Source organism: Achromobacter sp. CF-sbj1-Ac2-l (assembly GCF_052698165.1).
On the sequence record NZ_CP199855.1, the window covers coordinates 4210644 to 4236780 of the forward strand.

25 protein-coding genes are annotated in these 26137 nt (G+C 69.9%); 10 read left to right on the forward strand and 15 right to left on the reverse strand.

What is annotated here, in order from left to right; all coding sequences use genetic code 11:
* Nucleotides 1–23 precede the first annotated feature (23 nt).
* Genes ACUDCK_RS19135 through ACUDCK_RS19155 form a run of 5 tightly spaced genes read right to left on the reverse strand, consistent with a single transcriptional unit; the run spans nucleotide 24 to nucleotide 4061 of the window.
* On the reverse strand, nucleotides 24–674 hold the full coding sequence (locus ACUDCK_RS19135) for a hypothetical protein (RefSeq protein ID WP_054516173.1): 651 nt from the start codon (nucleotides 672–674) through the stop codon (nucleotides 24–26).
* Nucleotides 671–1273 carry a hypothetical protein gene (locus ACUDCK_RS19140; protein WP_175166655.1) on the reverse strand — a complete coding sequence of 201 codons (603 nt, stop codon included), beginning with the start codon at nucleotides 1271–1273 and terminating at the stop codon, nucleotides 671–673. Before ACUDCK_RS19140 ends, ACUDCK_RS19135 begins: the two co-directional genes overlap by 4 nt.
* A gap of 5 nt (nucleotides 1274–1278) precedes the next feature.
* Nucleotides 1279–2013, reverse strand: coding sequence for an ABC transporter ATP-binding protein (locus tag ACUDCK_RS19145; protein ID WP_175166654.1), 735 nt, complete (start codon nucleotides 2011–2013; stop codon nucleotides 1279–1281).
* Nucleotides 2006–3076, reverse strand: a complete 1071-nt coding sequence (locus ACUDCK_RS19150) for a FecCD family ABC transporter permease (RefSeq protein ID WP_230846638.1) — start codon at nucleotides 3074–3076, stop codon at nucleotides 2006–2008. Before ACUDCK_RS19150 ends, ACUDCK_RS19145 begins: the two co-directional genes overlap by 8 nt.
* Nucleotides 3060–4061, reverse strand: coding sequence for an ABC transporter substrate-binding protein (locus ACUDCK_RS19155; RefSeq protein ID WP_054516234.1), 1002 nt, complete (start codon nucleotides 4059–4061; stop codon nucleotides 3060–3062). The genes ACUDCK_RS19150 and ACUDCK_RS19155 overlap by 17 nt, the downstream gene beginning before the upstream one ends.
* A 186-nt stretch (nucleotides 4062–4247) precedes the next feature.
* Here ACUDCK_RS19155 and ACUDCK_RS19160 point away from each other — a divergent pair, with 186 nt between their 5' ends.
* Nucleotides 4248–4946 (forward strand): Crp/Fnr family transcriptional regulator, encoded by a 699-nt coding sequence (locus tag ACUDCK_RS19160; RefSeq protein WP_175166653.1) that lies wholly within the window; start codon nucleotides 4248–4250, stop codon nucleotides 4944–4946.
* 76 nt (nucleotides 4947–5022) lie between these two features.
* Here the strand turns inward: ACUDCK_RS19160 and ACUDCK_RS19165 are convergent, their stop codons facing one another.
* Entirely contained in the window at nucleotides 5023–5796 is a 774-nt protein-coding gene (locus ACUDCK_RS19165) for an alpha/beta fold hydrolase (RefSeq protein ID WP_054417340.1), read from the reverse strand.
* A gap of 159 nt (nucleotides 5797–5955) precedes the next feature.
* Here ACUDCK_RS19165 and ACUDCK_RS19170 point away from each other — a divergent pair, with 159 nt between their 5' ends.
* A complete protein-coding gene (locus tag ACUDCK_RS19170) occupies nucleotides 5956–7401 on the forward strand; it encodes an HD domain-containing phosphohydrolase (RefSeq protein WP_175143219.1) in 1446 nt (481 codons plus the stop codon).
* Between the two features lie 18 nt (nucleotides 7402–7419).
* On the opposite strand, the gene ACUDCK_RS19175 is transcribed toward ACUDCK_RS19170, so the two are convergent.
* On the reverse strand, nucleotides 7420–8607 hold the full coding sequence (locus ACUDCK_RS19175; RefSeq protein WP_445659251.1) for a serine hydrolase domain-containing protein: 1188 nt from the start codon (nucleotides 8605–8607) through the stop codon (nucleotides 7420–7422).
* A 203-nt stretch (nucleotides 8608–8810) separates the two neighbouring features.
* Here ACUDCK_RS19175 and ACUDCK_RS19180 point away from each other — a divergent pair, with 203 nt between their 5' ends.
* From ACUDCK_RS19180 to ACUDCK_RS19190, 3 genes are all read left to right on the forward strand, one after another.
* Complete coding sequence (locus tag ACUDCK_RS19180) at nucleotides 8811–9854, forward strand: alpha/beta hydrolase (RefSeq protein WP_175166651.1); 1044 nt, start codon at nucleotides 8811–8813, stop codon at nucleotides 9852–9854.
* A 401-nt stretch (nucleotides 9855–10255) separates the two neighbouring features.
* Complete coding sequence (locus ACUDCK_RS19185) at nucleotides 10256–11125, forward strand: RNA ligase family protein (RefSeq protein ID WP_175166650.1); 870 nt, start codon at nucleotides 10256–10258, stop codon at nucleotides 11123–11125.
* A complete protein-coding gene (locus tag ACUDCK_RS19190; RefSeq protein ID WP_175166649.1) occupies nucleotides 11122–12258 on the forward strand; it encodes an AAA family ATPase in 1137 nt (378 codons plus the stop codon). The genes ACUDCK_RS19185 and ACUDCK_RS19190 overlap by 4 nt, the downstream gene beginning before the upstream one ends.
* Before the next feature lie 26 nt (nucleotides 12259–12284).
* On the opposite strand, the gene ACUDCK_RS19195 is transcribed toward ACUDCK_RS19190, so the two are convergent.
* On the reverse strand, nucleotides 12285–13037 hold the full coding sequence (locus ACUDCK_RS19195) for a GntR family transcriptional regulator (protein ID WP_240317294.1): 753 nt from the start codon (nucleotides 13035–13037) through the stop codon (nucleotides 12285–12287).
* A gap of 94 nt (nucleotides 13038–13131) precedes the next feature.
* On the opposite strand from ACUDCK_RS19195, the gene ACUDCK_RS19200 reads away from it, so the two are divergent.
* Genes ACUDCK_RS19200 through ACUDCK_RS19210 form a run of 3 tightly spaced genes read left to right on the forward strand, consistent with a single transcriptional unit; the run spans nucleotide 13132 to nucleotide 17032 of the window.
* Nucleotides 13132–14487, forward strand: coding sequence for a class-II fumarase/aspartase family protein (locus ACUDCK_RS19200; protein ID WP_054502997.1), 1356 nt, complete (start codon nucleotides 13132–13134; stop codon nucleotides 14485–14487).
* A gap of 49 nt (nucleotides 14488–14536) precedes the next feature.
* Nucleotides 14537–15517 (forward strand): Bug family tripartite tricarboxylate transporter substrate binding protein, encoded by a 981-nt coding sequence (locus ACUDCK_RS19205; RefSeq protein WP_116791859.1) that lies wholly within the window; start codon nucleotides 14537–14539, stop codon nucleotides 15515–15517.
* 12 nt (nucleotides 15518–15529) lie between these two features.
* Entirely contained in the window at nucleotides 15530–17032 is a 1503-nt protein-coding gene (locus ACUDCK_RS19210) for a fumarate hydratase (RefSeq protein ID WP_175166648.1), read from the forward strand.
* Nucleotides 17033–17044: 12 nt separating this feature from the next.
* Here the strand turns inward: ACUDCK_RS19210 and ACUDCK_RS19215 are convergent, their stop codons facing one another.
* The 7 genes from ACUDCK_RS19215 to ACUDCK_RS19245 form a co-directional block, all read right to left on the reverse strand.
* Nucleotides 17045–17893 (reverse strand): IclR family transcriptional regulator, encoded by an 849-nt coding sequence (locus tag ACUDCK_RS19215; RefSeq protein ID WP_059271794.1) that lies wholly within the window; start codon nucleotides 17891–17893, stop codon nucleotides 17045–17047.
* A gap of 28 nt (nucleotides 17894–17921) precedes the next feature.
* Complete coding sequence (locus ACUDCK_RS19220; protein WP_006387177.1) at nucleotides 17922–18776, reverse strand: fumarylacetoacetate hydrolase family protein; 855 nt, start codon at nucleotides 18774–18776, stop codon at nucleotides 17922–17924.
* Nucleotides 18777–18813: 37 nt separating this feature from the next.
* Nucleotides 18814–19584: an SDR family oxidoreductase gene (locus ACUDCK_RS19225; protein ID WP_020928760.1), complete on the reverse strand. Its 771-nt coding sequence runs from the start codon at nucleotides 19582–19584 to the stop codon at nucleotides 18814–18816.
* 258 nt (nucleotides 19585–19842) lie between these two features.
* Nucleotides 19843–21441, reverse strand: coding sequence for a GMC family oxidoreductase (locus ACUDCK_RS19230; RefSeq protein ID WP_175166647.1), 1599 nt, complete (start codon nucleotides 21439–21441; stop codon nucleotides 19843–19845).
* A gap of 18 nt (nucleotides 21442–21459) precedes the next feature.
* Nucleotides 21460–22269, reverse strand: a complete 810-nt coding sequence (locus ACUDCK_RS19235) for a shikimate dehydrogenase family protein (protein ID WP_175166646.1) — start codon at nucleotides 22267–22269, stop codon at nucleotides 21460–21462.
* A 56-nt stretch (nucleotides 22270–22325) separates the two neighbouring features.
* Nucleotides 22326–23312 (reverse strand): transketolase family protein, encoded by a 987-nt coding sequence (locus ACUDCK_RS19240; RefSeq protein WP_445659252.1) that lies wholly within the window; start codon nucleotides 23310–23312, stop codon nucleotides 22326–22328.
* Entirely contained in the window at nucleotides 23313–24128 is an 816-nt protein-coding gene (locus ACUDCK_RS19245; RefSeq protein ID WP_155755506.1) for a transketolase, read from the reverse strand. It abuts the gene before it with no gap.
* A 177-nt stretch (nucleotides 24129–24305) separates the two neighbouring features.
* Between ACUDCK_RS19245 and ACUDCK_RS19250 the strand changes: the two genes are divergently transcribed.
* Nucleotides 24306–25010 carry a GntR family transcriptional regulator gene (locus tag ACUDCK_RS19250; RefSeq protein ID WP_006387160.1) on the forward strand — a complete coding sequence of 235 codons (705 nt, stop codon included), beginning with the start codon at nucleotides 24306–24308 and terminating at the stop codon, nucleotides 25008–25010.
* Between the two features lie 9 nt (nucleotides 25011–25019).
* Nucleotides 25020–26087 carry a glycerol dehydrogenase gene (locus ACUDCK_RS19255; protein WP_175166644.1) on the forward strand — a complete coding sequence of 356 codons (1068 nt, stop codon included), beginning with the start codon at nucleotides 25020–25022 and terminating at the stop codon, nucleotides 26085–26087.
* The last annotated feature ends 50 nt before the right edge of the window (nucleotides 26088–26137 follow it).

The following is a 26137-nucleotide window of genomic DNA, read 5'->3' on the forward strand; positions in this document are numbered from 1 at the left end:
CCGGAGGCCGGAAGGAAGCCGCCTCAGGCGGCGGGCGTGGAATCTTTCAGCCACGGCAGGAAACCGCGCAGGAAGCGGCTGGTGGCCGGCATGAAATAACTGCCGTGGTGGTACATCGGATCGAGCGAGGTGACGATCAGCCTGCCCGCCGTGCTGCACCGATCCTCGTACAGCACCGATCCGGCGCCGACCTTGTCGACCAGCGAGACCGCGCCCGGCGGCGGCGCATAGGTGCCATGCTGGTGCCAGGTGACATCGGCCAGCGTCAGGTAGCGAAACAGCGAATGGTCGGGCGCCGCCAGCCGCAGGCCCGGATCGGCCCCCGGCGTCTTCCACCACCAGAAATTCACTTCGCAATCGGTCCAGCGCACGCCATCCAGCCAGCGGTGCGAGCCGGTCTCGCCCATCGCCACCAGCGTCTTGCCGGCGGCCAGGAAGCGGGCCAAGCGCGCCCGCTGCGCCACCAGCAGCTCGGGATTGATGCGGCACGACACGATCAAGGCGTCGCAGCCCTCCAGGGCGGCGTCATCCAGTTCCGGCAGGTAGATCACCCGGTCGATGTACGCCGCCAGTTCCGGCGTGTGGAAGGTGCGATGGTGGTAGTAGGTGCCGGCGTCCAGCGCGGCGATCACCGGCGCGCGCCGGTTCGAAACGGAATGGGCGTCGTGGATCATGCCGCCTCCCCGCGCAGCCAGTCGACCAGTTGCGGCACGATGCGGCGGGTGCTGTCCGCGCTGCCCGCATACATCCACATGTCGTTGCCGGAATGCGTGAACAGGCGGCCGCCGCCGGGCAAGGACAGCACCCAGTCCACCGGCACCGCGTCCGGCCCCAGCGTATGCAGCACGCTGGCGCCGGCCGGCGGCGGGTTGCCGCCGCGCGCGTAGAAGCCGGCCACGCCGCGGCGGAAGGTCAGGTGTTCCGGATCGACGCCATCGAACACGGGATGCGCCTGGGCGCGGTGCAGCCGCAGTCCCTCGATGCCGCGCGCCGGGCCGGGCGCGAACGGCGCCAGCCAGCGCAGGAAGGGATAGGCCACGTGGCCGTTGAACACCATCGTGCCGCCCGCCAGCAGCCAGGCCTCCAGCCGAGCCTGCTGCGACAGCAGATAGCGCTGGTCGGTATTGGCCGGCACCAGTAAGGCCCGTACCGTCGCCAGTTCCAAACGATGCAGGGCGTACAGGGGTTCGGCGATGGCCGGTGGCGCATCGCCGCCGGTCAACGCGGCGGGACCGTCGCCGGTCCAGTGATTCAAATAGACGATGGTGTTCATCGGAGTCAATGGAAAAGAGGAATCACGCCCGGCACCTCGCGGCGGTCGGCGGTGATGGTAGTTACCCGCACCGGCAAGCCATACAGCCGGCTCAGGCGTTCGTCGGTGCACATCTGCCCGGTGGGCCCGGCCTCGCAGGCGTCGGGATGCATCAACAGGGTCTGGTCGGCGATGTGCTGCGCGTGCTGCGGCTGGTGGGTCGAGAACACCACTGTCATGCCCTCGCCCGCGAGCCGCCGCAGCAGCGTCAGGATCACGTCCTGGTTGCGCAGGTCGAGCGCCGCGCTGGGCTCGTCCAGCACGATGATGGGGCTGGCGCTGGCCATGGCCCGCGCGATGCAGGCCAACTGCTGTTCGCCGCCGCTGAGCGCGTGGAACGGCCGCGCCGCCAGATGCTCCAGCCGCACGGCGCGCAGGCACTCGCGGGCGATGTCGCGGTCGCCCGGGCCGGGCGAGGCCCACCAGCGCAGGTGCCGCACGCGGCCCATGGTCACCATGGCCAGCACGTCGTAGGCGTACAGAGAATCGGTGCGCTGCGGCACATAGGCGGCGTGGCCGCGCAGGCGCACCGCGCCGGCGGCCGGCGGCTGCACCCCCAGCAGTGTCTTGAGCAAGGTGGTCTTGCCCCGGCCGTTCGGCCCCAGCACGGCCAGCACGCCGCCGGCCGGCACGCGCAGCGTCAGGTCGGACAGCAGCAGACGGCCGCCGGCCTGCACGGCAAGGCGATCCAGTTCAAGCATGGCCCGCCTCCCGGCCCTGCGTGCGGCGCAACAGCCACGCAAACAGGGGCGCGCCGACCAGCGCGGTAATCACGCCCAGCGGAATCTCGGCGCTGGTGGCGCTGCGGGCCACGGTATCGACCCACACCATGTAGGTACCGCCAAGCAAGGCGCTGGCGGGCAGCAGCACGCGGTGATCGGGGCCGACCAGCATGCGCGCGATGTGCGGCACCACCAGCCCGACCCAGCCCACCGTGCCCGACACCGCCACGCTGGCCGACACCACCAGCGTGGCGCAGCCCAGCAGCATCCAGCGCAGCGGCTCGACCGCCAGCCCCATGGCGCTGGCCTGCTCATCCCCCAGCGACAGCACGTTGATGCGGAACCGCAGCGCGAACAACAGCCCCATGCCCGCCGCGATGGGCGCCACCGCCGCCCCCAGCTTGACGTAGGACGCCGTGGCGAAGCTGCCCATCAGCCAGAACACGATCGCGGGCAGGCTGTCGTAGGGATCGGCGAAATAGGTGGCCAGCGAGATCAGCGCGGAAAAGAACGCGCTGGTGACCACGCCCGCCAGCACCAGCATCAGGATGGTGGTGCGCCCCCGCGAGCGGCCCAGCAGGTAGACGATGGCCACCGCGAGCAGGCCGCCCGCGAAAGCGAACCCCAACGTCGCCCACAGCGACGAGAACAGCAGGATCGCGGCGCAACCGCCGAATGCGGCGCCCGAGGAAATGCCGAGGATCTGCGGCCCGACCAGGGGGTTGCGGAAGGCGCCCTGCAAGGCCGCGCCGCACAGCGCCAGGCTGGAGCCGGCCAGCAGCGCCAGCAGCACCCGCGGCAGGCGCACCAGCAATACCACCCGGCGCTCGGCGTCGGCGACGGCCGGCAGCCAGGATGCCAGGCCGTCGGGCAGCGCCCATCCGGCCAGCGCGGCGCCTACATGAGAGGCCGGCAAGGCATAACGCCCCACGCACAACGCGGCCAGGGCCGACAGCGGCGCCGCGGCGATCATCAGCCACCAGGGCCAGGCGCGCCGCCGATCGTCGCCCCGCGCGGGATTCCGTTCAGCGCAGGCGGTCATAGCCGGCGGCTCCGTGGTTCAAGCGCATGCGCAGCACCTTGTCGATATCGGCCGCGTCGATGTCATAGCCGTACAGCCAGGCGTACGCCTGCGCGATGCGCTCGCGCAGCGGCCAGTCGAATCGCTTCGGATGCAGCAACTGGCTCAGCCACTGCCAGTACAACGGCGATTCCTGGCTGGGGGGATCCCAGATATAGCCGCCGGCCGGAATCATGTAGACGCGATGGCTGCGCACGGCCGGAATATCCGCGAACAGCGGATCGGCATAGATCATGGCGGGCGTCAGGCCAGACTCGAAGTTGTTCAGCAGGATCACATCGGGCGCCCAGGCCATGATCTGCTCGATGCCGACCGATTGGCCGGTGCCGACCACTGCCGCGGCCACGTTGCGCCCGCCAGTCAATTGGATGTCGTCATCGAAACTGCTGCCCGCGCCCGAGGTGCGCAATTGCGGCCGGTAGCGCGACAGGTACAGCACGCCCGGCCGCTCGTCGGCGCGCAGGCCGCCGGTGACGCGAAGGATCTGCGCGCGCACCTCGTCGCGCCACGCCAGCAGCCGGGCGGCTTGGGCATCCCGCCCGAGCGAATGCCCCATCAGCCGGATCCATTCGCGGGTGCGCACGTCGGTGCCGTAGAGCAGCGCGGCCACCGGCAGGCCGGCATTGCGCAGCGGCGCGATCAGGTCGTCTCCCATGTGACCCCACTGCCACACCATGTCGGGACGGATCTGCAGCAGGGTTTCCACGTTCGGCACGAAGCCCGACCGGGTGATGTCCGAGCGCACGCTTTCCATGTGCGGGAACAGGCGCGACGGCACCGGGTCGGCCATGCGCGCATAGGAGTCGGGATGCATGCCCGCCAGGTGGCGCGACGAGCCGCCGTCCAATGACATCAACAGCGTGCCGCCCGGCATCGGCAGCGAGACCGCGCGCGTCGCAGGCGCGGCCTGCGTGACCGGGTTGCCTAGCATGTCGGTGAAGCGCACGGGGCCCTGCGCCGCCGCGCCAGACGACCATGACAACGCCGCCGACAAGGCGCTCAAGGCAATGGGAGAACTTATAAGACGGCGCGGTTGCGGCGCGGTCCTGGCCTTGTATTTTTTCACGGGGAAGGCATCTTGAACAGGAATCATTTTCGATTCGAATTCTAGGTAGCCACCTCCGCCGATCAAATGACTATTGTCAATTCGTCTCAGTCGCTTCTGCTCGCCGCATTGCGGCGCCATCCCTGGTTCGAGGGCATCGCCGACGCCGCGCTCGGCGCGCTGGCGGCGCGCGCCCATTGGCTGCGCTTCGAGGCGGGTGACACGCTGTTTTCCGAAGGCCAGCCGGCAACCGCGTGCCTGCTGGTGTGCGAGGGGCTGGTCCAGGGCCTGCGCTACACCGCCGATGGCGATGACAAGGTATTTGGCGAAGTCGGCCCGGGCGGCTGGCTGTCGGTGCTGGCCATGTTCGAGCCGACGCCGCGCCACCTGCATCATGTCCGCGCCCGCCGCGACGGCAATGGTTGCCTGCTGCATCAAGGCGCCTTCCTGCAGCTATGTCGCGACGACGGCCGCTTCGCCTGCCGCGTCGCCGCCCACGGCGCCGCGCTGGTGCGGCATCACACCGACCGGATCGACTGGCTCACATCCAGTTCGGCGCAGGAACGCCTGGCCGAATACGTGCTGCGCGCCGGCAAGCCTCAGGCCGGCCAGCCATTGACCCTGCCGCTCAGCCACTCGCAGATCGCCGTCAAGCTCGGCATGCGGGCAGAGACCCTCAGCCGCATCTTCTCCAAGTGGCGCCGCGAAGGCATCATCGCCAGCCGCTCCGGCACGCTCTACGTCCTGCGGCTCGGGGCGCTCGAACAACTGGCGTCCGGATGCTGAAACGCCGCGTGTCCCGACGGACGCGCGGCGTTCATGCATGACCGCCCGATGTCACGTCGCCGGGCGGTCACAGCCCTCACTTCACGCTGGCAACCGCGTCCAGGATCACCCGCGCCACGGCGTCCGGCTGCGATTGCTGCGGCACGTGGCTGGTCTGCAGGTCGGTGACCTTGGCGCCGATGCGCTTGGCCATCTGGTGTTGCAGCGCCGGCAGGATCATGCGGTCGTGGTTGCTGACGACGAACCACGACGGCTTGGTCTTCCACGCGGCGGTCGACACCGCTTCGCCAAAGGCGCTGGCCTTGATCGGGCCCTGCGTGGCCGCCATCACCCGGGCCTGCGCGGCCGGCACATCCTGCGCGAAATCGCGCGCCAGGCCGGCGGGCGACAGGCTCAGCCAGCCGTGGCTGTCGGCGCCGATGCTGTCCGAACCCGGCGCCTTGGGCGTGCCCTCGGTCAGCGTCGCCACCGACTGGCCGGCGTCGGGCGCGAACGCGGCCACGTAGACCAGGCTGGCGACCTTGGGATGGTTGCCGGCCTCGGTGATCACCGTGCCGCCCCACGAATGGCCGACCAGCACCACCTTGCCGGGCTGGTTGTCGATGGCGCGGTTGGCCGCGGCCACGTCGCCGGCCAGCGATTCGAGCGGGTTCTGCACCGCCTGCACCTGCACGCCCTTGGCCTGCAGCAGGGCGACCACCTTGGCCCAGTCCGAGCCGTCGGCGAAGGCGCCGTGCACGATGACGACGGACGGCCGCGCGGCGGCCGGCTCGGCGGCGAACGATTGCGAGACGGGCGCGGCGAACAGGCCGGCGACCAGGAGGGAGGCTGCGATAATATGGCGCTTCATGACGGTTCCTTTTTTTCGGGATCAAACGCCGACATGGCGCTTGCTTGACGCCAGTGTCGTTTTCCCGCCCGTCGCGCGGTATCGGATGATTGACCGATGCGCCGGTTCTCGCCTTCCCGCCCTCTCCTGCCGCCCCCGTTCATCGCTCCGCCTGCCCCCATGATCGCCGATAGCGCCATAGAACTGACCGACGCCGTGCTGGCCATGGCCTTCATCGGCGACCTCAGCATGGGCCGCGCCACCGACCATTCGCGCCGCACCGCCTGCCTGGCGGGCCTGCTGGCCGCCGCGCACGGCCTGGATGCGGCCGGCCAGGACCACGCCCGCGCGGTGGCGCTGCTGCGCTGGTCCGGCTGCACCGCCAACGCCGGCGGCTTCGCCGAGCTGCTGGGCGACGACATCGCCTCGCGCGAAGCCATGATGGCGCAGACCCTGCCCCCGCTGGACGCGCGCACGCAGTCGCTGATCGTGCCGCTGGCGCTGATCCATTGCGAGATCTCCGGCGATGTCGCCGTCAGCCTGGGCATGCCCGACGCGGTCGTGACCGGTCTGCGCCACGCCTTCGAGCGCCACGATGGCAAGGGCATGCCCCAGGCGCTGGACGGCGGCGCCGTCTCGCCGCTGGCGTTCATCGTCAACGCCGCCAGCGACCTGGAGATCCTCAGCCGCGCCCATGGCCGCGACAGCGCGCTGGACTTCCTGCGCCAGCAGGCCGGCGCCAAGTATCCCGCCGACATCGCCGCGCTGACCGCGCGCCACGGCCCGGCCTGGCTCGACCGGATCGACGCCGATCCGCCCGACGGCGCCGACTGGAACCTGGCCGGCGGCCGCCCCGGCGCGCCGGCCGCGCTGACGCTGCTGGCCGACGTGGCCGAACTCAAGCTACCCTGGCTGGCCGGCTATTCGCGCCGGGTGGCGGCGCTGGCGGTGGCCACCGCCGCGCGGCTCGACCTGGACGCGGCGACGCAGGCGCAATTGCAGGCCGCCGCGCTGGTCCACGGCATCGGCCGCGCCGCGCTGCCGAACCGCCTGTGGAACACCGCCGGCAAGCTGTCGCCGGACCAATGGGAGCAGGTGCGCCTGATGCCCTACTGGACCGCGCGCGCGGCGCGCCAGATCAAGGGCCTGAGCGAGGCCGCCGAACTGGCCTCGTATGCCTACGAACGGCTGGATGGCAGCGGCTATTTCCGCGGCGCGGCGGGCGCGGCATTGGGCCTGCCGCAACGCGTGCTGGCCGCCTGCGTGACCTTGCAGGCGCTGCTCGAGGACCGCCCCTGGCGTCCCGCGCTTGCGCTGGCGGACGCGGCGCGGCAACTGCGCCAGGAGGCCGCCGCCGGCCGCTACGATGCCGACGCGGCCGAGGCCGCCATCGCCGCGGCGGGCGGCGAAACCGCGGCCCCGCGCCGCGCCGTCTCGCCGCTGTCGCAGCGCGAACTGGAAGTGCTGCGGCAGATCAGCCTGGGGGCCAGCAACAAGGAAGCGGCGCGCGCGCTGAACATCAGCCCCAGCACGGTGCGCACCCACGTCGAAAGCGTGTTCCGCAAGCTGGAATGCTCGACCCGCGCGGCCGCCACGCTCAAGGCGCTGACCTCGGGCCTGCTGTAGCCAGGGCCGCGCACCGCATCAACGATCGGCGATCGCCCGCAGCGCCCGATAGGTCTCGCGCTCGTCCTGGTTCTCGCCATAGTCGCTGAGCTTGACGATCACCACGCGGTGGCCGGGATGCACGTACAGGTACTGGCCATGGATGCCGACGGCCGCGAAGTCCGGCCCGCCCGTGGGCTCCAGTTGCCACCATTGCGCGGCGTAGCCCCAGCCGTCGACCGGATGCGGGGCGGGACGCGCGATGCGCGCCACCCAGGCGGCCGGGACCAGGCCTGCGCCCTGCCCGGACTCAAGCACGCGCTGCCCGACCCGCGCGAAGTCGCGCGCCGTGGCATTCAGGCAGCAGAACGCCTTCTCGATGCCGCCGGGCCGGTCCAGGTTCCAGGTGGCGGCGGACTCCGCGCCCATCGGCCCCCACAGCCGCTCGGCGAGCAGGTCGGCCAGCGGCTTGCCGGTCACCCGCGTCAGCGCCATGCCCAGTAGCTGGGTGTCGACGCTGCGGTAGTCGCCCGCGCTGCCCGGCGTGAAATGCATGCGCCGGTGCGCGCGCACAAACCCGGCCAGATCGCGCGTCAGATACATGCGCGCGGCGCCGGTGAAGGGCCAGTAGGCCCGGTAGTTCTCCGACACGTCGATGCCCGAGGCCATGTCCAGCAGATGCCCGAGCGTGACGCGGTCGTAATCGCCGGCACCCGCCAGCTCGGGCAGCAGCGCGGTCAGGCGGTCGTCCTCGCGCAGCTCGCCGCGCGCGATCGCCTGGCCCACCAGCAGCGACACCACCGACTTGGCCATCGACCACGACGACTGCGGGTCGCTGGCGCGCACGCCCGGCCGGTACCACTCGTACTCCAATTGGCCGTCGCGCAGCACCACCAGCGCATTGGTGGCGGTGCTTTGCAGGAACCGCTCGAACGGAATTTCGGCGCCTTTCCACGGCACCGTGGCGGGCGGCGGCCAGGCGCTGGCCGCCAGCACGGATGGCGTGGCCGAGGCCGGCACGACCCGCGCCGGCAGCAGGTCGCCGCGGCGCGACGGCGCCGACGCCTCCAGCCGCCACAGGGTGTGCGGCGGCGGGATCTCCATCACGGCCGTGGCCGCATAGGCGGCGGCCGTCAGCGTGGCCAGCCCCAGGGCCAGCCGCACGGCGGCGCGGCCCGCGCGGCGGGCGCGCGGGCGCGTGATGCGGGAGGTCGGGGCCATTGCCATGGCGCGGATCATGCCAAGTCCGCGCCGAATGCACAACCCGCATCGCGCGCTCGTCATCCGCGCGCGACGCCGGTGGCGCGGACAAGGAGATTCAAGTCGCAATGTATCCGCCCGCCCGCGCCGTACATTGCGACACCCCCCGCCCCGCCGGGCTGGCTACAACGGCGCCACACCCTGTCACTTCCCTTTCCCGGAGACCCGCCATGCCCGACCCCATCGACACCCGACGCCGCCGCCTGCTCGGCACCACCTCGGCCCTGGCCGGCGCCAGCCTCCTGAACCTGGGCCTGGGCGCCATCGCGCGCGCCCAGGACGCCGCGCCAGTCGCCCCTCGCGCCACCGGCACGGCCAGCTTCAGCGCCATCCGCCAGATCCGCGCCGGCGATTTGGACATCGGCTACGTCGACGCCGGCCCGGCCAACGGCCCGGTCGCCATCCTGCTGCACGGCTGGCCCTACGACATCCACAGCTTCATCGACGTGGCGCCGCGCCTGACCGCCGCCGGCTACCGCGTCATCGTGCCGTATCTACGCGGCTACGGCTCGACCCGCTTCCTGTCGGCCGATACCGCGCGCAACGGCGAACAGGCGGTGGTGGCGGTCGACATCATCGCCCTGATGGACGCCCTGAAGATCGGCAAGGCCGTCATCGCCGGCTTCGACTGGGGCGCGCGCACCGCCAACATCATGGCCGCGCTCTGGCCCGAACGCTGCCAGGCGCTGGTGTCGGTCAGCGGCTACCTGATCGGCAGCCAGGAAGGCAACCGCAAGCCGCTGCCGCCGCAGGCCGAGTTCCAGTGGTGGTACCAGTTCTACTTCGCCACCGAACGCGGCGCGGCCGGCTACGCCGCCAACGTCGACGCCTTCAACAAACTGATCTGGCAACTGGCCTCGCCGCAATGGCGCTTCGACGACGCCACCTACGCGCGCAGCGCCCGCGCCTTCGCCAACCCCGACCACGTCGCCATCGTCATCCACAACTACCGCTGGCGCCTCGGGCTGGCGCAGGGCGAGGCGCGCTACGACGACCTGGAGCGGCGCCTGGCCGTGGCGCCGAAGATCGCGGTGCCCACCATCACGCTGGAAAGCGACGCCAACGGCGCGCCGCACCCCGCGCCCGCCGCCTATGCCGGCCAGTTCAGCGGCAAGTACCGTCACATCGACGTGACCGGCGGCATCGGCCACAACCTGCCGCAGGAAGCGCCCGAGGCCTTCGCCGACGCGGTGCTGCAGGTGACGCGGCTGTGAATTTCAAAATCACTATCGTGATTTGAATGTGATAGCGCCGTGATACCGCGATACCGCCCGGCGCGCCCCCGTGCCGGACGCAACCCCGCGTGTCCGCCGGACAACAACCGGCGGACGCGGCGTTGACAGCCTCATCATCGTTGCCTTAGGATGCGCCCTTGCTTTTCAACAACCCCTTTTCTTCCGGGTGCCAACGTGTCTGCCATTCGTCAATTCGCCTAAACGCCGACGACTACCTTCCGGTAATCGCGGTCAGCCTGTCCATTCACGCGGCTCGACCTTCCCGGTCTTGAGCGCGACCCGCGGCAGGCGCGGTTCCGGAACGCGCAACACATCCCCCCTCGCTTCCCTGCCCCGCAAGACCGCGTCGTCGGCTTCCCCACTTTTCCTGGAGAAGACCCATGACGCCGGATTTCCGCGCCTGCGCGCAATCCCTTGAACTGTTCCGCTATCCCCGCACCCCGCACCTGGAAGGCTCGCGGCTGCAGGAGGGCGACCACGGCCACGACCACGTGCCTTACCGCGACCTGCGCGGCCTGCGCCTGGTCGTGGAAGAGAAACTCGATGGCGCCAACACCGGCATCAGTTTCAGCCCCGCGGGCGACCTGCTGCTGCAATCGCGCGGCCACTACCTGGTGGGCGGCGGACGCGAACGCCAATTCAACTTCATCAAGGCCTGGGCCCAGGCCCACGCAGGCTGGCTGCTGCAACGGCTGGAAGACCGCTACGTGATGTACGGCGAAACGCTATCGAAAAAGCACTCGGTGTTCTACGACGCGCTGCCGCACCACTTCTTCGAGTTCGACGTGCTCGACCGCCGCACCGGACAGTTCCTGTCCACCGAGGCGCGGCGCGAACTGCTGGCCGGCGGCCCGGTGCTGTCGGTGCCTGTCCTGTACGACGGCCTGGCGCCCGCGCGCCTGGCCGACCTGAAGGCCCTGCTGCGGCCCTCGCTGGCCAAGACGGCGCGGTGGCGCGACGCGTTCGAGGCCACCGTGCGGCGCGAGGGCCTGGACCTGGCGCTGGCCTGGCGGCAATGCGACAAGTCGGACCTGTCGGAAGGCCTGTACATCAAGGTGGAGGCCGACGGCAGGACGCTGGGCCGATACAAATGGGTGCGCGCCGACTTCATCCAGGCCATCCTGGCCGCCGACAAGCACCATTCCGAGCAGCCCTACGTCCCCAACCAGCTCGCGCCCGGCGTCGACCTGTACGCCCCGCGTCCGCGGGTCGATTGGGACACGCTGCGCGGCGACAAGGAGGCATCATGAACTACGAACAATTGCGGGCCCTGGCGCCCGCCGCCGGCCAGGCGCCGGACTTCGCCGCCTGTCTGGCGGCCTTTCCGGCGCTGGAGCTGGCCAAGACCACGCCGCAGGACCCGCGCTACCACGGCGAGGGCGACGTCTGGACCCACACGCGCATGGTGGTCGAATCGCTGCTGGCGCTGCCCGATTATCAGGCAGCCAGCCGCGCCGACCAGGAGATCGTGTTCCTGGCGGCGCTGCTGCACGACATCGCCAAGCACGCCACCACGGTGATCGACCCGGCCAGCGGCGCGATTTCGCAACCGGGCCATTCCGCCCGGGGCGCGATCGACGCTCGCATCGCGCTGTGGGACGCGGGCGTGCCCTTCGCCGTGCGCGAGGCCATCTGCCGCCTGATCGCCGTGCACCAGGTGCCGTTCTTCGCGCTGTCCGGTTCCCGTCGCGGCAAATCGGTGGAATTCATCGTGCGCGAGCTGTCGTGGCAACTGAGCATTCCGCTGCTGGCGATGCTGGCCGAGGCCGACATGCGCGGCCGCATCTGCCGCGACCAGCAGCAGGTGCTGGACAACATCGCGCTGTTCCGCGAGGCCGCGCGCGAGGAGGACTGCTACGGCCAGCCGCGGCGCTTCGCCGACGCGCACACCGCCGTCAGCTACTTTCGCGGCGCCGACGTGCATCCGGACTACGCCCTGTTCCAGGAGCCCGGCTCGCGCGTCATCGTCATGGCGGGCCTGCCGGCCAGCGGCAAGAACAGTTGGGTGGCGGCGCATCACCCCGACCTGCCGGTCGTGTCGTTCGACGACGCGCGCGAGGCGCTCGGCCTGGCGCACGGCAAGAACGAAGGCAAGGTGGCGCACCTCGCGATCGACCGGGCCAAGGCCTTGCTGCGCGCGCGCCGTCCGTTCGTCTGGAACGCCACCAACCTCAGCCAGTTGATGCGCAAGAAAACGCTGGACCTGCTGTACGCCTACCACGCCGAGGTCGAGCTGGTGTACCTGGAGCAGCCGCGCGCCGAACTGCTGCGGCGAAACGCCCGGCGCGACACGTCGCTGCCGAACAAGACCTTGCTGGGCATGCTGCACCGCTGGGACCTGCCGCTGCCGACGGAAGCGCACCGGGTGGTGTACGCGGTGTAGGCGCGGCGGCGCGGGGACCAACCGGCTCAGTGCTCGCGGATCAGCGTCGTCGAAAACTCGTAGCGTCCGGCAGGATGGTACGAGCACGACGCTTCCACGATCTGCCCGGCCTGGTCCTTGTAGTGGCGCAGGATCAGCAAGCCGGGCGACTCCGGCGCCACCTGCAATTCGCCGGCCACCGCCGCCGGCATGGCGCAGGCCGAGATGGTCTGCTCGACCGAGGCGATGCGGCGGCCGTAGTGTTCCTCGATCAGTTCCGACACCAGCCGGTCGGGATGCTGGCGCGCCAGCTTGCGCACGCCCTTGTAGTGGGCGTCCACATACAGCTCGGTCCACACCACCGGCGGCTGCGCCGGCGTGCCTCGGGTCGAGACAAAACGCAGCCAGCGCGTGCCCGGCCCGACGCCCAGGCGCGCGGCCAGTTCCAGGTCGGCCACGATCTCCTGCACCTGCAGGATGGTGCGCGGCGTGCGCGCGGCCAATTGCACCAAGTCTTCCAGCGACCGCAGCGACTGGCTGAAACCGGCCTTGGGCCGGGCCGCCGTGACCACGGTGCCGCTGCCGCGCCGACGCGCGATCAACCCCAGGTCCTGCAACTGGCGCAACGCCGCCCGCAGGGTGTGACGACTGGCGTCGAACTCTTCGGCCAGGGCGTTCTCGGACGGCAGCACGGCCCCCACGGCATACACGCCGCCGGCGATCCGTCGTGCCAGTTCTTCGGAGATGCGGGTGTACAGCGAGATGGACATGGAACCGGGGGTGTTTGCGACAGGCTCCATTCTATCTGCTGCCCGGGCGCGGGTATTCCCCGGCATTGACGCCCGCCGAAGGCCCTGCTTAAATGTACGTACAACTTTTTAAGAGCGTACATTTATGCCAGTCTCGGTTCTCGAATCCACCCTCTTCAAAGATATGTTCGGCACCGCCGCGATGCGGGCCGTGTTCGACGATGCCGCCACCGTGCGACGCTATGTGGAAACCGAAGTCGCGCTGGCGCGGGTGCAGGGCCGGCTGGGCGTGATCCCGGCCGAGGCCGCCCGCGCCATCGAGGCCCGCGCCGACGCCGCCGCCCTCGACATGACGCTGCTGCGCGAGGAAACCGAGATCGTCGGCTATCCGATCCTGCCGCTGGTGCACCAGCTGTCGCGCCAATGCGGTCCGGAAGGCGAATACCTGCATTGGGGCGCGACCACGCAGGACATCATGGACACCGCCACCGTGCTGCAGGTGCGCGAGGCGCTGGAACTGGTGGATGCCGACCTGGCGGCGCTGGACGCCATCCTCGACAACCTGGCGCGCGAATACCGCGACACCCCCATGGCAGGCCGCACCCATTTGCAGCACGCCCTGCCGATCACGTTCGGCTACAAGGCCGCCATCTGGCTGCTGATGCTGCGGCGCCATCGCGAACGCCTGGCGCAGTTGCGGCCGCGGGTGCTGATCGGGCAATTCGGCGGCGCGGCCGGCACGCTGGCCTCGCTCGGCGAGCAGGGCCTGACGGTGCATGGCGCCCTGATGGACGAACTGGGATTGGGCGCCGCGCCGGTGACCTGGCACGTGGCGCGCGACGGCCTGGCGGAAACGGTGCAGTTCCTGGCGCTGGTATGCGGCTCGCTGGGCAAGATCGCGGTCGACATCATGCTGATGATGACCAACGAGCTGGGCGAGGCGTTCGAGCCGTTCGTGAAGGGCCGCGGCGCCTCCAGCACCATGCCGCAGAAGCGCAATCCGATCTCGTGCGAATTGATGTGGGCGGCGTCCAAGACCGTGCGCCAGCACGCCGGGCTGGCGCTGGACGCCATGCTGCAGGACTTCGAGCGCGCCACCGGCCCCTGGCACATCGAATGGTCGGCCGTGCCCGAGGCCTTCGTGCTGACGGCCGGCTCGCTGCGCCAGGCCCGCTTCATGCTCGGCGGACTGGAAGTGGACACCGCGCGCATGGCGCGCAACCTGGATCTGTCCGGCGGCCTGATCGTGGCCGAGGCCGTGATGATGGGCCTGGCGCCGCACATCGGCCGCCAGACCGCGCATGACGTGGTCTACGACGCCTGCCGCGAGGCGGCCACGTCCCGCCGCCGGCTGGCTGACGTGCTGCGCGAGGACGCGCGGGTCGCGCAGCGGCTCGGCGCGGACCAGATCGAACGGCTGTGCGATCCGGCCCACTACCTCGGGGCCGCGCCCCGGATGGTGGACCGCATGCGCGCGCATCTCAACCCCGGCGCCGCCTGAACCGCGGCGCCGGCTTTCCCCCGATAAAAAACACCCACGGAGACAAACCATGAAGAACTGGCTGGCGGCGATCACCGCCACGGCGGCATTCGCCCTGACCCCGGGCGCGCACGCGCAGGACACCTACCCCAACCGCGCCATCACCTGGATCGTGCCGTTCGCGGCCGGCGGCCCCACCGACGCGATGGCGCGCAACATCGCCAACCGCGTCGCGCAGGAACTCAAGCAGACCATCCTGATCGAGAACGTGGGCGGCGCGGGCGGCACCATCGGCGCGGCCAAGGCGGCCAAGTCGACGCCCGACGGCTACACCTTCCTGGTGGGCCACATCGGCTACATGGCGGCCGCGCCGTCGCTGTACCAACGGCTGCCGTACGACCCGACCAGGGACTTCCAGGCGGTGTTCCGCTTCCCCGACACGCCGCTGGTGCTGCTGGTGGGCGAAAGCTCGCCCTACAAGTCGGTGTCCGAACTGATCGCCTTCGGCAAGCAGCATCCGGGCAAGCTCAACTTCAGTAACGCCGGGGTCGGCTCGACCTCGCACCTGGTGGCCGCCATGTTCGCCAGCCAGGCCGGCATGGACATCACGCCCATCGCCTACAAGGGCGCCGGCCCGGCGCTGAACGACCTGATGGGCAACCAGGTCGACGCCATGTTCGACCAGACCAACACCGCCCTGCCTCAGACCCGCGGCGGCAAGGTGCGCGCGCTGGGGCTGACCTCCGCCACCGCCATGGCGCAGTTCCCCAACGTGGCGCCGATGGGCGCGCAAGCCCTGCCGGGCTTCCAGGTGTCCACGTGGTACGGCCTATATGCCCCAAAGGGCACGCCGGACGCGGTGGTGCAGACGATGTACGGCGCCTGGCAGAAGGCGCTGGCCGACAGTGACTTCACCGGCAAGATGGTGGAACAGGGCATCCAGTTGCTGCCGGAGGGCCAGTACGCGCCCGCCGCCTTCCAGCAATTCACCGCCGACGAAGGCAAGCGCTGGGCCGGCGTCATCAAGCAGGCCGGCATCACGCTGCAATAGGCCCGCCACATCATGCGCGTCCTGCTCGCTTCCGATATCGAGACCAGCATCGCCCAGGCCCTGCAGGCGGTCAGCCACACGCATCCGCCCGATTTCGTGCGGGCGCTGAAGGCCGCCCACGACCGCGAAACCGCGCCGGCCGCGCGCCACGCGCTGCTGCAATTGCTGGTCAACAGCAAGATGAGCGCGCGGGCGCGGCGCCCGGTCTGCCAGGACACCGGCGTGGCGCACGTCTATGCCCGGCTCGGCATGGACGCGCGCATCCGCGCCGACGGCCCCGGCCCCACGCCCAGCCTGCAAAGCCTGGCCGACCGGGCCGTGGCGCGCGCCTATGGCTGTGCCGCCAATCCGCTGCGGGCATCGATGGTGCGCGACCCGCTGGGCCTGCGCCGCAACACCCGCGACAACACGCCCGCCGTGCTGCACGTGGAACTGGTGGAAGGCGACGGACTGGAGTTGACCGTAGTCGCCAAGGGCGGCGGCGGCGACGTCAAGGCGCGCTATGCCATGCTCAATCCCAGCGACTCGGTCGCCGACTGGGTGGTGGCGCAACTTCCCGGCATGGGCGCCGGCTGGTGCCCGCCGGGCGTGCTGGGACTGGGCGTGGGCGGTTCGCCGGAACAGGCCATGGCCCTGGCCAAGCGCGCCCTCTTCACGCCGATCGACATGCCCGAGCTGCTGGCGCGCGGCGCGCAAGACCCGGTCGAGCGCTTGCGGATCGAAGTCCACCAGCGCGTCAACGCGCTGCGCATCGGCGCCCAGGGCCTGGGCGGCGACACCACCGTGCTCGACGTCAAGGTCGCCACCGCCGCCTCGCACGCGGCGCTGCTGCCGGTGGCGCTGCTGCCCAACTGCGCCGCCACCCGCTTCGTGACGTTCACGATGCCCGACAGCGGGCCGGCGGTACTGCCGCCGCCCGATCCCGCGGCCTGGGACGGCATTCCGGACGCCCTGCCGCACAGCGCCGGCCGCCGGGTCGACCTGGACTCACTGACGCGCGCCGAGGTCGCCTCGTGGCAAGCGGGCGAAACGCTGCTGCTGTCCGGCAGGTTGCTGACTGGCCGCGACGCCGCGCACAAGCGCATGGATGAATTGCTGGCGCGGGGCGAACCGCTACCGGTGCCGCTGCAAGGGCGCGCGCTGTACTACGTCGGCCCGGTCGATCCGGTGGCCGGCGAAGCGGTGGGCCCGGCAGGCCCCACCACCGCGGCCCGCATGGACAAGTTCATGCCGCGCCTGCTGGCCGACAGCGGCCTGCTGGTGACCATCGGCAAGGCCGAGCGCGGACCGCTGGCGGTGCAGGCGATCCAGGCCCACGGCGGCGCCTACCTCAGCGCGGTGGGCGGCGCGGCCTACCTGGTGTCGCAGGCCGTGTGCGCGGCGCGCGTGGTGGCCTTCGCCGACCTGGGCATGGAGGCGATCTATGAATTCGAGGTGCGCGACATGCCGGTGACGGTGGCGATTGATGCGCGCGGCCGCCCGGTGCATGCGGTGATCCCGATCCAGGCGGCGTGAGCGCGCCCTCCCCTACGCCTGCTCCGGCAGATAACCGCTATACCCCATCAGCGTCGACAACCGCTGGGCGACGTTGGCGACAATCTCCTGCACCTGGGCGATGCTGGGCGATTCCTTGCGGTCGATGCGCTCGATGTGGGGCACGTTGATGGCGGCGATGACCTGGTTGCCCACGCCCATCACCGGATAGGCGACGTTGGTGATGCCGCGGATCTGGCGGCTGGCCATGCAGGCGCAGCCGTTCTTGCGCACCTCCGCCAGGATCGGGAACAGTTCGCCCGGGTCGGACTCCAGCTCGCCTTCCACCTTGATGTGGGCGGCCAGCATGCGGGTGCGCTCGACCTCGTCGCGGAATGCCAGCAACACGTGGCCCGAGGACGTGTCGGTCAGGCCCATCATCACGCCCACCTTCAGGCCGAACGACCAGCGCTCGGGACTGTCGACCTGCGCGATCACCACCACCCGGCCGGCCTGGTAGACCGCCAGGTGGCACGACTGGCGCGCGCGGTTGGCCAGTTCGCGCAGCAGCGGCAGCGCCACGCTCACCAGCGATTTCAGCGGCTGCTGGCGGTGCGCCAGCTCGAACATCTTCAGCGTCAGCGTGTAGCGGTCGTTGTCGTCGACCTGCACGAAGCCGCGCCGCTGCAGCGTCACCGCCATGCGGAAGATCTCGCTGACGCTGCGGCCGATCTTCTGCGCCAGCTCGGCCAGCGTGTAGCCGGCCGGGCTGGCGGCCAGCGCCTCCAGGATGTCCAGCCCCTTTTCCAGGGCGGGCGCGGCGTAGCGTTGCGCGCCCGGCGCGTCGGCGGCGTCGGCCTCGGTCGGCGTGGAATCGGCGGGGGAAATCTTGGAAGCGGTCATGGCGTCGGCGTTGGAGTGAAACCCGATTTTATTCGGCCCGGCTCCAGGCCCGCAGGGCCTGCCGCTGTTCGCCCAGGCCGGCGATGCCCAAGCGCATCTCGTCGCCCGCCTTCAGGTACACCGGCGGCTTCTGGCCCAGGCCCACGCCCGGCGGCGTGCCGGTGCTGATGATATCGCCCGGCATCAGCGACATGAAGCGGCTGATGTAGCTGACCAGCGTCTTCACGCCGAACACCATGGTGCGGGTGCTGCCGTTCTGGAAGCGATGGCCGTTCACTTCCAGCCACATGTCCAGGTTCTGCGGATCGGCGACCTCGTCGCGCGTCACCAGCCACGGGCCGACCGGCGCGAAGGTGTCGCAGCCCTTGCCCTTGTCCCACTGGCCGCCGCGCTCGATCTGGTATTCGCGCTCGGACACGTCGTTGACCACGGTGTAGCCGGCCACGTAGTCCATGGCCTCGCTTTCCTCCACGTACGAGGCCTTCTTGCCGATGACCACGCCCAGCTCCACTTCCCAGTCGGTCTTGACCGAGCCGCGCGGGATGATCACCGGGTCGTTCGGGCCGCTCAGCGACGAGCTGGGCTTGAGGAACAGCACCGGCTCGGCCGGCACCGGCAGGCCGGACTCGGCGGCGTGGTCGGCGTAGTTCAGGCCGACGCAGACGATCTTGCCGACGCCGTTGACCGGGCAGCCGTAGCGCACCGCGCCGTCCACGCGCGGCAGGCTGGCGGGGTCGAGCTGGGCCAATCTGGCCAGCATTGCCGGGGCGATGGCGGCGGTGTCGATGTCGGCCACCACGCCCGACAGGTCGCGCAAGGCGCCCTGGGCGTCGATCAGGCCGGGTTTTTCCTGGCCGGGCTGGCCGTAGCGTACGAGTTTCATGCGGAATCCTTGAAAGGGAACAAAGCGGAGCGGCGGCTCAGTTGGACCAGCCGCCGTCGATAACCTGGATGGTACCGGTAGTGAAAGCCGATTCGTCGCTGGCCAGGTAGACCGCCAGCGCGGCCACCTCCTCCACCCGGCCGACGCGGCCGATGGGCTGGCGCGCCACGAAGGCGGCGCGCACCGCGGCTTCGTCGCTGCCCTGCTGGCGCGCCTGCGCGGCGATGCGCTCGCGCAGCGAGGGCGACTCGACCGTGCCGGGGCAGATCGCGTTGCAGCGGATGCCGCGCGCCACGAAGTCCGCCGCCACCGCCTTGCTCAGCCCGATCACGGCGGCCTTGGAGGCGCCATAGACGAAGCGGTTGGGCACGCCCTTCACGCTGGAGGCGGCCGAGGCCATGTTGATGATCGAGCCGCCGCGTTCCAGCATCAGCGGCAGATAGGCGCGAATGGTGCGGTACATGGCCTTGACGTTCAGGTCCATGCTGAAGTCCCAGTCGGCCTCGTCGCAGTCCAGCACGGTGCCGGCGTGGACGAAGCCGGCGCAATTGAACAGCACGTCGACCGCGCCGGTCTCGCGCGCGCAGTCGGCCACGGCGGCGCCGTCGCGCACGTTCAGCACGCGGGTGCGCAATCCGTCCAGGCCGGCCTCGCGCGCCTCCTTCGCCAGGTCGGCCAGCGCCGCCTCGTTGATATCGGTGGCCCAGACCTGGGCGCCCTCGCGCGCCATGGCCAGGGCGCTGGCGCGGCCGATGCCGTTGCCGGCTGCGGTCACCAATGCGCGCTTGTCTTGCAAACGTAGGGTCATGTCTCGTCTCGTCGGTGGGGAACGTGGCGCGGCGCCGGAGCGGCGTGCATTATCGTGAAATTCAATTTTATTAATGAAATAACATTAGAAGAATTTCAACGCCCCAACAAGACAGAGATTTTAAGTATTTACCCTATATTCCTTCCCACTCCTGAGCTTTCAAATAAATTGTGCAGGGCCAAAATATAGAAAATCAGTTTTATCAATGAAATCTCGGCGCTTGCGCATGCTGCCCGATTCACCGGCCGCCACACTGCATCACGCCGCCGCAACATCCTCCAGGATCATCTCGGCGCCGCGCTCGGCCACCATCATCACCGCCGCCTGGGTGTTGCCCGACACCATCTTCGGCATCACCGAGGCGTCCACCACCCGCAGGCCGTCGATGCCGTTGACCCGCAGGCGCGGATCGGTCACCGCGCCGCCATCCGAGCCCATGCGGCAGGTGCCGATCGGGTGATAGATGGTCTGGCCGTTGCGGCGCGCGAAGTCCAGCCATTGCTCGTCGCTGTCCACGTCTGGCCCCGGACTCATCTCGCGCTCGATATAGCGCTGCAGAGCCGGCTGCTGCACGATGCGCCGTGCCACCCGCATGCCGCCCACCAGGCTGTCGCGATCGATCTGCGCGGACAGGAAGTTGGGACGGATCGACGGCGCGGCCAAGGGATCGGGCGACTTGATGTGAATGGAACCCGTCGACTCCGGCCGCAGTTGCGCCACGCCGATGGTCATGCCCGGCTCGCGGTCGAGGATGCGCTCGGCCGCGTTGGCGTAGCTGGCGTGCACGAAGAAATACTGCACGTCGGCCGCCGGCAGGTCCGGCGCGCTCTTGACGAAGCCATGCACCAGCCCCGTGCCCAGCGTCAGGATGCCCTTGCGGCGGGTGTAGTAGCGCGCCACCTGCCGCGCCAGGCGCCAGCCGCGCGACATCTCGTTGAGCGTCACGGTGTTCCTGACCCGCCAGTTCATGCGCGTGGCGAAGTGGTCGATGTAGTTCTCGCCCACCCGCGGCTGCGCGTGCACCAGCGGGATGCCGAACGATTGCAGCAGCGCGGGGCTGCCCACGCCCGACAGTTCCAGCAGTTGCGGCGACTGCACCGCGCCCAGGCACAGCAATGTCTCGCGCCGCGCCCGCACGGTGAATTCCTGGCCGTTCTTGCGGTAGGCCACGCCGACGCAGCGCTTGCCCTCGAACAACAGCCGCGTCACGTGCGCGCCGCACTCCACCGTCAGGTTCTTGCGGCCGGCGGCGGGCTTGAGGTAACCGTCGACCACGCTCCAGCGGCGGCCGTGGCGCTGCACCACTTGGTAGTAGCCGACCCCATCCTGACGGCCGGCGTTGTAGTCCGGGTTGAGCGGCAGGCCGTCCTCCTGCGCCGCGCGCAGGAAGGCGTCGGACAGTGGAAAGCGCTCGGCCACTTCCTCCAGGTGCATCGGCCCGGACTTGCCGCGGGTCTCGCCGCCGGGCTCATAACATTCAATCTTGCGGAACACCCGCTCGGCGGTGCCGCCGCCCCAGCCGGTGGCGCCGGCGGCCTCCCAGCCGTCGTAGTCCTGCGGCCGGCCGCGCACGTAGATCATGCCGTTGATCAGCGTCGAACCGCCCAGGCCCTTGCCGCGCGGCACGGCGATGGTGCGGCCGTAGACGTTGTCCTCCGGCTCTGTGGCGAAGCGCCAGTTGTAGTCCGGGTTCACCAACAGCTTGGAAAAGCCCGCCGGGATCGAGATCCACATGCTGCGCGCCTCGTGCCCGGCTTCCAGCATCAGCACCCGGTGGCGGCCGTCGGCCGTCAGGCGGTTGGCCAGGATGCAGCCGGCGGTGCCGCCGCCCGCGATAATGAAGTCGTAGTCGCCCATCGTCTCGTCCGTCGCGCCTCAGCGTTGCGCGGCCGGCGCCACGCCCATCATTTCCGCCATCAGCTCGATCTGCCCGGCCAGCATCGGCGCGCCGTAGTGCACCTTGCAGCCGCGCTCCCTCGCCGCCACCAGCAGCGGCGTGTCGGCCGGCTGCATGATGACCTCGCACACCAGTTGATCGGGCGTCAGCCGCGCCGCGTCCAGCGGCAGCGCGTCGTCCGGCTTCATGCCGAGCGAGGTGCCATTGACCACCAGGTCATGGCCGGACGGATCGGCCGTGCCGACCGTGATGTCGGCCCCGGGATGCAGCGACAGGATGCGCGCCCTCAGGTCCTCGGCCTTGGCCGGCGTGCGGTTGGCAATCGTCAGCCGCGACACGCCCGCCTGCACCAGCGCGAAGCCGATGGCGTTGGCCGCGCCGCCGGCGCCGGCCAGAAAGGCGCGCTTGCCCTCGGGCGCCACGCCGTGCGTGCGCAGGCCGCGCACGAAGCCCTCGCCGTCCAGCATGTGCGCCACCAGGCGGCCGTCGGCCTCGCGCCGCACCACGTTGGCCGCGCCGATCTTGCGCGCCACCGGCGTGGCCTCGTCGGCCAGGGCCAGGATCGCCGCCTTGTGCGGCATGGTGACGATCAGCCCGCCCAGGTTCTCCAGCCGCCGCAGCCCGGCCACCACCTCGGCCAGGTTGTCGGGCCGCGCATGGAACGGCACGCAGACGCCGTCAAAGCCGATGCGCGCGAAATGCTCGTTCAGGCGCTGCGGGGTTTTGACGTGGTAGATCGGGTCGGCCAGGATGCCGAACAGGCGGGTGTTGCCGCTGATTTCCTTCATTGCTCTGTCTCCTTGTCGGGGCGCCGGCACCCGGCCCCCTTGAATGCTGGCACGCCCTATCGCGCGATGAGTTCGCGCGCCACCGCCTCGATGCCGGCGCCGTCGAGCTGGTAATGCGCGTACAGCGTGGTGGGCGGCGCGATCAGGCTGTACTCGTCGTAGATGCCATGGCGCCGCAGCCGCGTGCCGCTGCCGGCATCGGCCAGCACCTCGGCCACCGCCGAGCCCAGGCCGCCCATCACATTGTGTTCCTCCACCGTCAGCAGCGCGCGCGCCTGGCCAGCCGCGGCCAGCACCGCCTCGCGGTCCAGCGGCTTGATGGTGGGCCTGTCGATCACCCCCACCGACAGGCCGTCCTCGCGCATCCGGGCGGCCGCTTCCAGCGCCGCGTGCAGCGTGATGCCGCAGGCGATGATGTTCAGGTCGCTGCCGGTTGAGTGGACGATGGCGCGGCCGAACGCGAACGGCGCGCCGTCCTCGTACACCTGCGGGTCGCGGCCGCGGCCGATGCGGAAATAGATCGGCTCGGGCCAGTCCACCGAGGCCTTGATGGCGGCGGCCAGTTGTGGCCCGTCGGCCGGCGACACCACGGTCAGGCCGGCGATGGCGCGCATGGTGGAGATGTCCTCGGTGGCGTGGTGCGAGGTGCCATAGAAACCCAGGCTGATGCCGGTGTGATGGCCGATCAGCCGCACCGGCAATTTGGTGTAGGCCACGTCCATGCGGATCTGCTCGCAACACAGCAGGCCCAGGAACGAGGCAAAGGTCGCCACGAACGGCATCGCGCCGGTGGTGGCCAGGCCGGCCCCCGCCGACACCATGTTCTGCTCGGAAATGCCGAACTGCACGTAGCGGTCGGGATAGGCCGAGGCGAAGCGGTTCAGACCGTTGGAATACTGCAGGTCGGCCGAGCCGGCCACCACCGGATGCCCGGCCCGCGCCAGGTCGATCAGCGCGTCGGAAAGATACGACAGCCCGGGGTTCACCGCGTTCAGCGCGCGGTACTGCCAGGAATCGGGGGAAAGCGTCTGTGCCTGTGCCATTCAGATCTCGCGGGTCATGATTTCGTCGATGGCGGCCTGCGCGTCCTGCGGCGCCAGGTAGCCCAGATGCCAGCCGGGTTCGGTCTCCATATAGGAAACGCCCTTGCCCTTGATGGTTTTGGCGATGACGCAGGCCGGCCGCGCGCGCCCCTCGTCCGCGCGCAGCCGCCGCAGCAGCGCGGTCAGCGCCGCCAGGTCATGGCCGTCGACCTCGTGCACCTCCCAGCCAAAGGCCTGCCACTTGTCGCGCAGCGATTCCACGCCGATCACGTCGTCGACCTTGCCGTCGAGCTGGTAGCCGTTGCGGTCGATGATGGCCACCAGGCGCGACAGCTTGTGGTGCGCGGCGAACAACGCGGCCTCCCACACCTGCCCTTCCTGCATCTCGCCATCGCCCAGCATCACGAACACGTTGAAGTCGCGCTGGCTCATGCGGCCGCCCAGCGCCATGCCCGCGCCGTTCGAGAGCGCATGGCCGATGGAGCCGGAACTGAAATCGACGCCCGGCACCTTGGTCATGTCGGGGTGGTCGCCCAGCGGGCTGCCCAGGCGGGTGTAGCCGTCCAGCAGTTCATGCGGAATGAAACCGTGGTCGGCCAGCACCGGGAACAGGCCCACGGCCGCGTGGCCCTTGCCCATCAGGAAGCGGTCGCGATCCGGCCAGCCGGGCTCGCCCGGCCGCAGCCGCATCACGTCGTAATACAGGGCGGCAAAGATCTCGGCGCACGAAAAGACCGAGCTGTAATGCCCGACCTTGGCGATCTCGATCAGCCTGATGGTCTCCAACCGGATGTGGCGGGCCTTTTCCCGCAGCATCCGGACCTCGTCTTCGCTTGGGTCTCCCCGGTCCTGGCGCATGGCGTCTCCTTCGCTTATCAGAATATATGATATATAATATACCCATCGCGCTTGAATTGGCCAGGGCGGGATAGAATTCAGCCGGGCGCCGTTTCACGGCCTCCGCCATTCCATCGAACCCAAGCCTCGACCGTCATGCCCAGCCTTAAACCGGTAAAAAAAGAGAACCTCTCCGTCAAGGTCTACAACGAGATCCGTAACGCCCTGATCAACGGGCAGTACGAACCCGGAGAGCGCCTCATCATTGGCGAGCTGGCCCAGGAAATGGGCGTCTCGATCACGCCCGTGCGCGAGGCGATCTTCCGCCTCATCAGCGAACAGGGCCTGGAAATGCAGGCCGCCACCGCGGTCTACGTGCCCTACGTCAACTCGGAAAAGCTGCGCGAGATCCAGCAGATCCGCTTCCACCTGGAAGGCATGGGCGCGGCCGAGGCCGCCAGGAACATCACGCGCAAGCAACTGGACAACCTGATCGCGCTGCAGAAGGACTTCATCTCCTGCACCTCGACCGACCCCAAGCGCGCCAGCTACCTGAACCGCAAGTTCCACTTCGGCATCCTGGAAGCCAGCAACAAGCCCATCCTGCGCAACACCGTGGAATCGTTCTGGGTCATCACCGGCCCGATCCTCAAGGTGTTCCACATCAAGACGGCCGGGCTGGACTACTCCCAGGACGAACACCGCCACGAGGCCGTGCTGGCCGCGCTGGAAGCGCGCGACCCCGAAGCCGCCACCAAGGCGATCCAGGCCGACCTGGTATGGGGCGGCAAGATCATGATCGACTGGCTGGTCGAACGCGAAAAAGAACTCGACTACCGCCCGCCCGGGCCTCGCAAATAGGAAGACTCGATGCTGAAGATTTTCGGCGCTCCCGGCCGCTACATCCAGGGAGCCGGCGCGCTCGACGCGCTGGGCGGATACGCCGCCCTGTTCGGCCGCCGCGCCGCCCTGGTCATCGACCGCTACGTGCAGGGCGTGCTGGGCCCGAGAATCGAGGCATTGTGCGGCGCCCACGGCGTGGCGCTGACGGCCCTGCCGGTCGAGGGCGACATCACGCCCGAATCGATCGCGGCGCTGCGCGCGCAGGCCGCGGGCGCCGGCGTCGACATGGTGATCGCGGTGGGCGGCGGCAAGGCGCTGGACGCCGGCAAGGCGGTGGCCAAGGCCGAGCACTGCCACCTGGTCACGGTGCCCACGGTGGCCTCCAACGACGCCCCCACCAGCAAGAACTACGTGCTGTACGACGCCCATCACAACCTCCTGGCGGTCGAGCACATGCTGTTCAACCCCACCATCGTGCTGGTCGACACCGCCGTCATCGCCACCGCGCCCGCGGCGTTCTTCCGCGCCGGCCTGGGTGACGCCATCTCCAAGAAATTCGAAGCCGAACAATGCGCCCGCAACGGCGGACGCAACATGTACGACGGCGTCCCGCCGCTGACCGCCCAGTTGATCGCCGACGGTTGCCTGCGCACGCTGCTGGCCGACGGCGCCGACGCGCTGGCGGCGGCCGGCAGCGGCCAGCCCACGCCCGCCTTCGAACGGGTGGTGGAAGCCATGATCCTGATGAGCGGCCTGGGCTTCGAGAGCGGCGGCCTGTCGATCGCCCACGCCCTGACGCGCGGGCTGCCGAAGATCGCCGGCCTGGCCAGCGCGCCGCACGGCCTGCAGGTGGCCGTCGGCCTGCTGGTGCAGCTGGACCTGGAGGCGCGCCAGGACGGCATGCTGGCCACGCTGACACAGTGGTACGAACAGGTGGGACTGCCCACCACGCTGGCGGCGCTGGGCGCGGCCGCGCCGTCCGACGCCGAACTGGCGCGCGCGGCCGAGCTGACGCTGGCCGCGCGCCATGCCGCCAATTTCGATCGTCCGCTGGACATCAAGACCCTCGTCGCCGCCTTGCGCCGCCACGCCTGACGCCCCGCCGCTCGCGCTGGCGGCGTCCCGCGGGCGGCGCCCGGGAGCGC

Excerpts from the sequence above, each read along its gene's own strand:
- ACUDCK_RS19135 (WP_054516173.1), bottom strand. The coding sequence starts at position 674 with ATGATCCACGACGCCCATTCCGTTTCGAACCGGCGCGCGCCGGTGATC.
- ACUDCK_RS19140 (WP_175166655.1), bottom strand. The coding sequence starts at position 1,273 with ATGAACACCATCGTCTATTTGAATCACTGGACCGGCGACGGTCCCGCC.
- ACUDCK_RS19145 (WP_175166654.1), bottom strand. The coding sequence starts at position 2,013 with ATGCTTGAACTGGATCGCCTTGCCGTGCAGGCCGGCGGCCGTCTGCTG.
- ACUDCK_RS19150 (WP_230846638.1), bottom strand. The coding sequence starts at position 3,076 with ATGACCGCCTGCGCTGAACGGAATCCCGCGCGGGGCGACGATCGGCGG.
- ACUDCK_RS19160 (WP_175166653.1), top strand. The coding sequence starts at position 4,248 with ATGACTATTGTCAATTCGTCTCAGTCGCTTCTGCTCGCCGCATTGCGG.
- ACUDCK_RS19165 (WP_054417340.1), bottom strand. The coding sequence starts at position 5,796 with ATGAAGCGCCATATTATCGCAGCCTCCCTCCTGGTCGCCGGCCTGTTC.
- ACUDCK_RS19170 (WP_175143219.1), top strand. The coding sequence starts at position 5,956 with ATGATCGCCGATAGCGCCATAGAACTGACCGACGCCGTGCTGGCCATG.
- ACUDCK_RS19175 (WP_445659251.1), bottom strand. The coding sequence starts at position 8,607 with ATGGCAATGGCCCCGACCTCCCGCATCACGCGCCCGCGCGCCCGCCGC.
- ACUDCK_RS19180 (WP_175166651.1), top strand. The coding sequence starts at position 8,811 with ATGCCCGACCCCATCGACACCCGACGCCGCCGCCTGCTCGGCACCACC.
- ACUDCK_RS19185 (WP_175166650.1), top strand. The coding sequence starts at position 10,256 with ATGACGCCGGATTTCCGCGCCTGCGCGCAATCCCTTGAACTGTTCCGC.
- ACUDCK_RS19190 (WP_175166649.1), top strand. The coding sequence starts at position 11,122 with ATGAACTACGAACAATTGCGGGCCCTGGCGCCCGCCGCCGGCCAGGCG.
- ACUDCK_RS19195 (WP_240317294.1), bottom strand. The coding sequence starts at position 13,037 with ATGGAGCCTGTCGCAAACACCCCCGGTTCCATGTCCATCTCGCTGTAC.
- ACUDCK_RS19200 (WP_054502997.1), top strand. The coding sequence starts at position 13,132 with ATGCCAGTCTCGGTTCTCGAATCCACCCTCTTCAAAGATATGTTCGGC.
- ACUDCK_RS19205 (WP_116791859.1), top strand. The coding sequence starts at position 14,537 with ATGAAGAACTGGCTGGCGGCGATCACCGCCACGGCGGCATTCGCCCTG.
- ACUDCK_RS19210 (WP_175166648.1), top strand. The coding sequence starts at position 15,530 with ATGCGCGTCCTGCTCGCTTCCGATATCGAGACCAGCATCGCCCAGGCC.
- ACUDCK_RS19215 (WP_059271794.1), bottom strand. The coding sequence starts at position 17,893 with ATGACCGCTTCCAAGATTTCCCCCGCCGATTCCACGCCGACCGAGGCC.
- ACUDCK_RS19220 (WP_006387177.1), bottom strand. The coding sequence starts at position 18,776 with ATGAAACTCGTACGCTACGGCCAGCCCGGCCAGGAAAAACCCGGCCTG.
- ACUDCK_RS19225 (WP_020928760.1), bottom strand. The coding sequence starts at position 19,584 with ATGACCCTACGTTTGCAAGACAAGCGCGCATTGGTGACCGCAGCCGGC.
- ACUDCK_RS19230 (WP_175166647.1), bottom strand. The coding sequence starts at position 21,441 with ATGGGCGACTACGACTTCATTATCGCGGGCGGCGGCACCGCCGGCTGC.
- ACUDCK_RS19235 (WP_175166646.1), bottom strand. The coding sequence starts at position 22,269 with ATGAAGGAAATCAGCGGCAACACCCGCCTGTTCGGCATCCTGGCCGAC.
- ACUDCK_RS19240 (WP_445659252.1), bottom strand. The coding sequence starts at position 23,312 with ATGGCACAGGCACAGACGCTTTCCCCCGATTCCTGGCAGTACCGCGCG.
- ACUDCK_RS19245 (WP_155755506.1), bottom strand. The coding sequence starts at position 24,128 with ATGCTGCGGGAAAAGGCCCGCCACATCCGGTTGGAGACCATCAGGCTG.
- ACUDCK_RS19250 (WP_006387160.1), top strand. The coding sequence starts at position 24,306 with ATGCCCAGCCTTAAACCGGTAAAAAAAGAGAACCTCTCCGTCAAGGTC.
- ACUDCK_RS19255 (WP_175166644.1), top strand. The coding sequence starts at position 25,020 with ATGCTGAAGATTTTCGGCGCTCCCGGCCGCTACATCCAGGGAGCCGGC.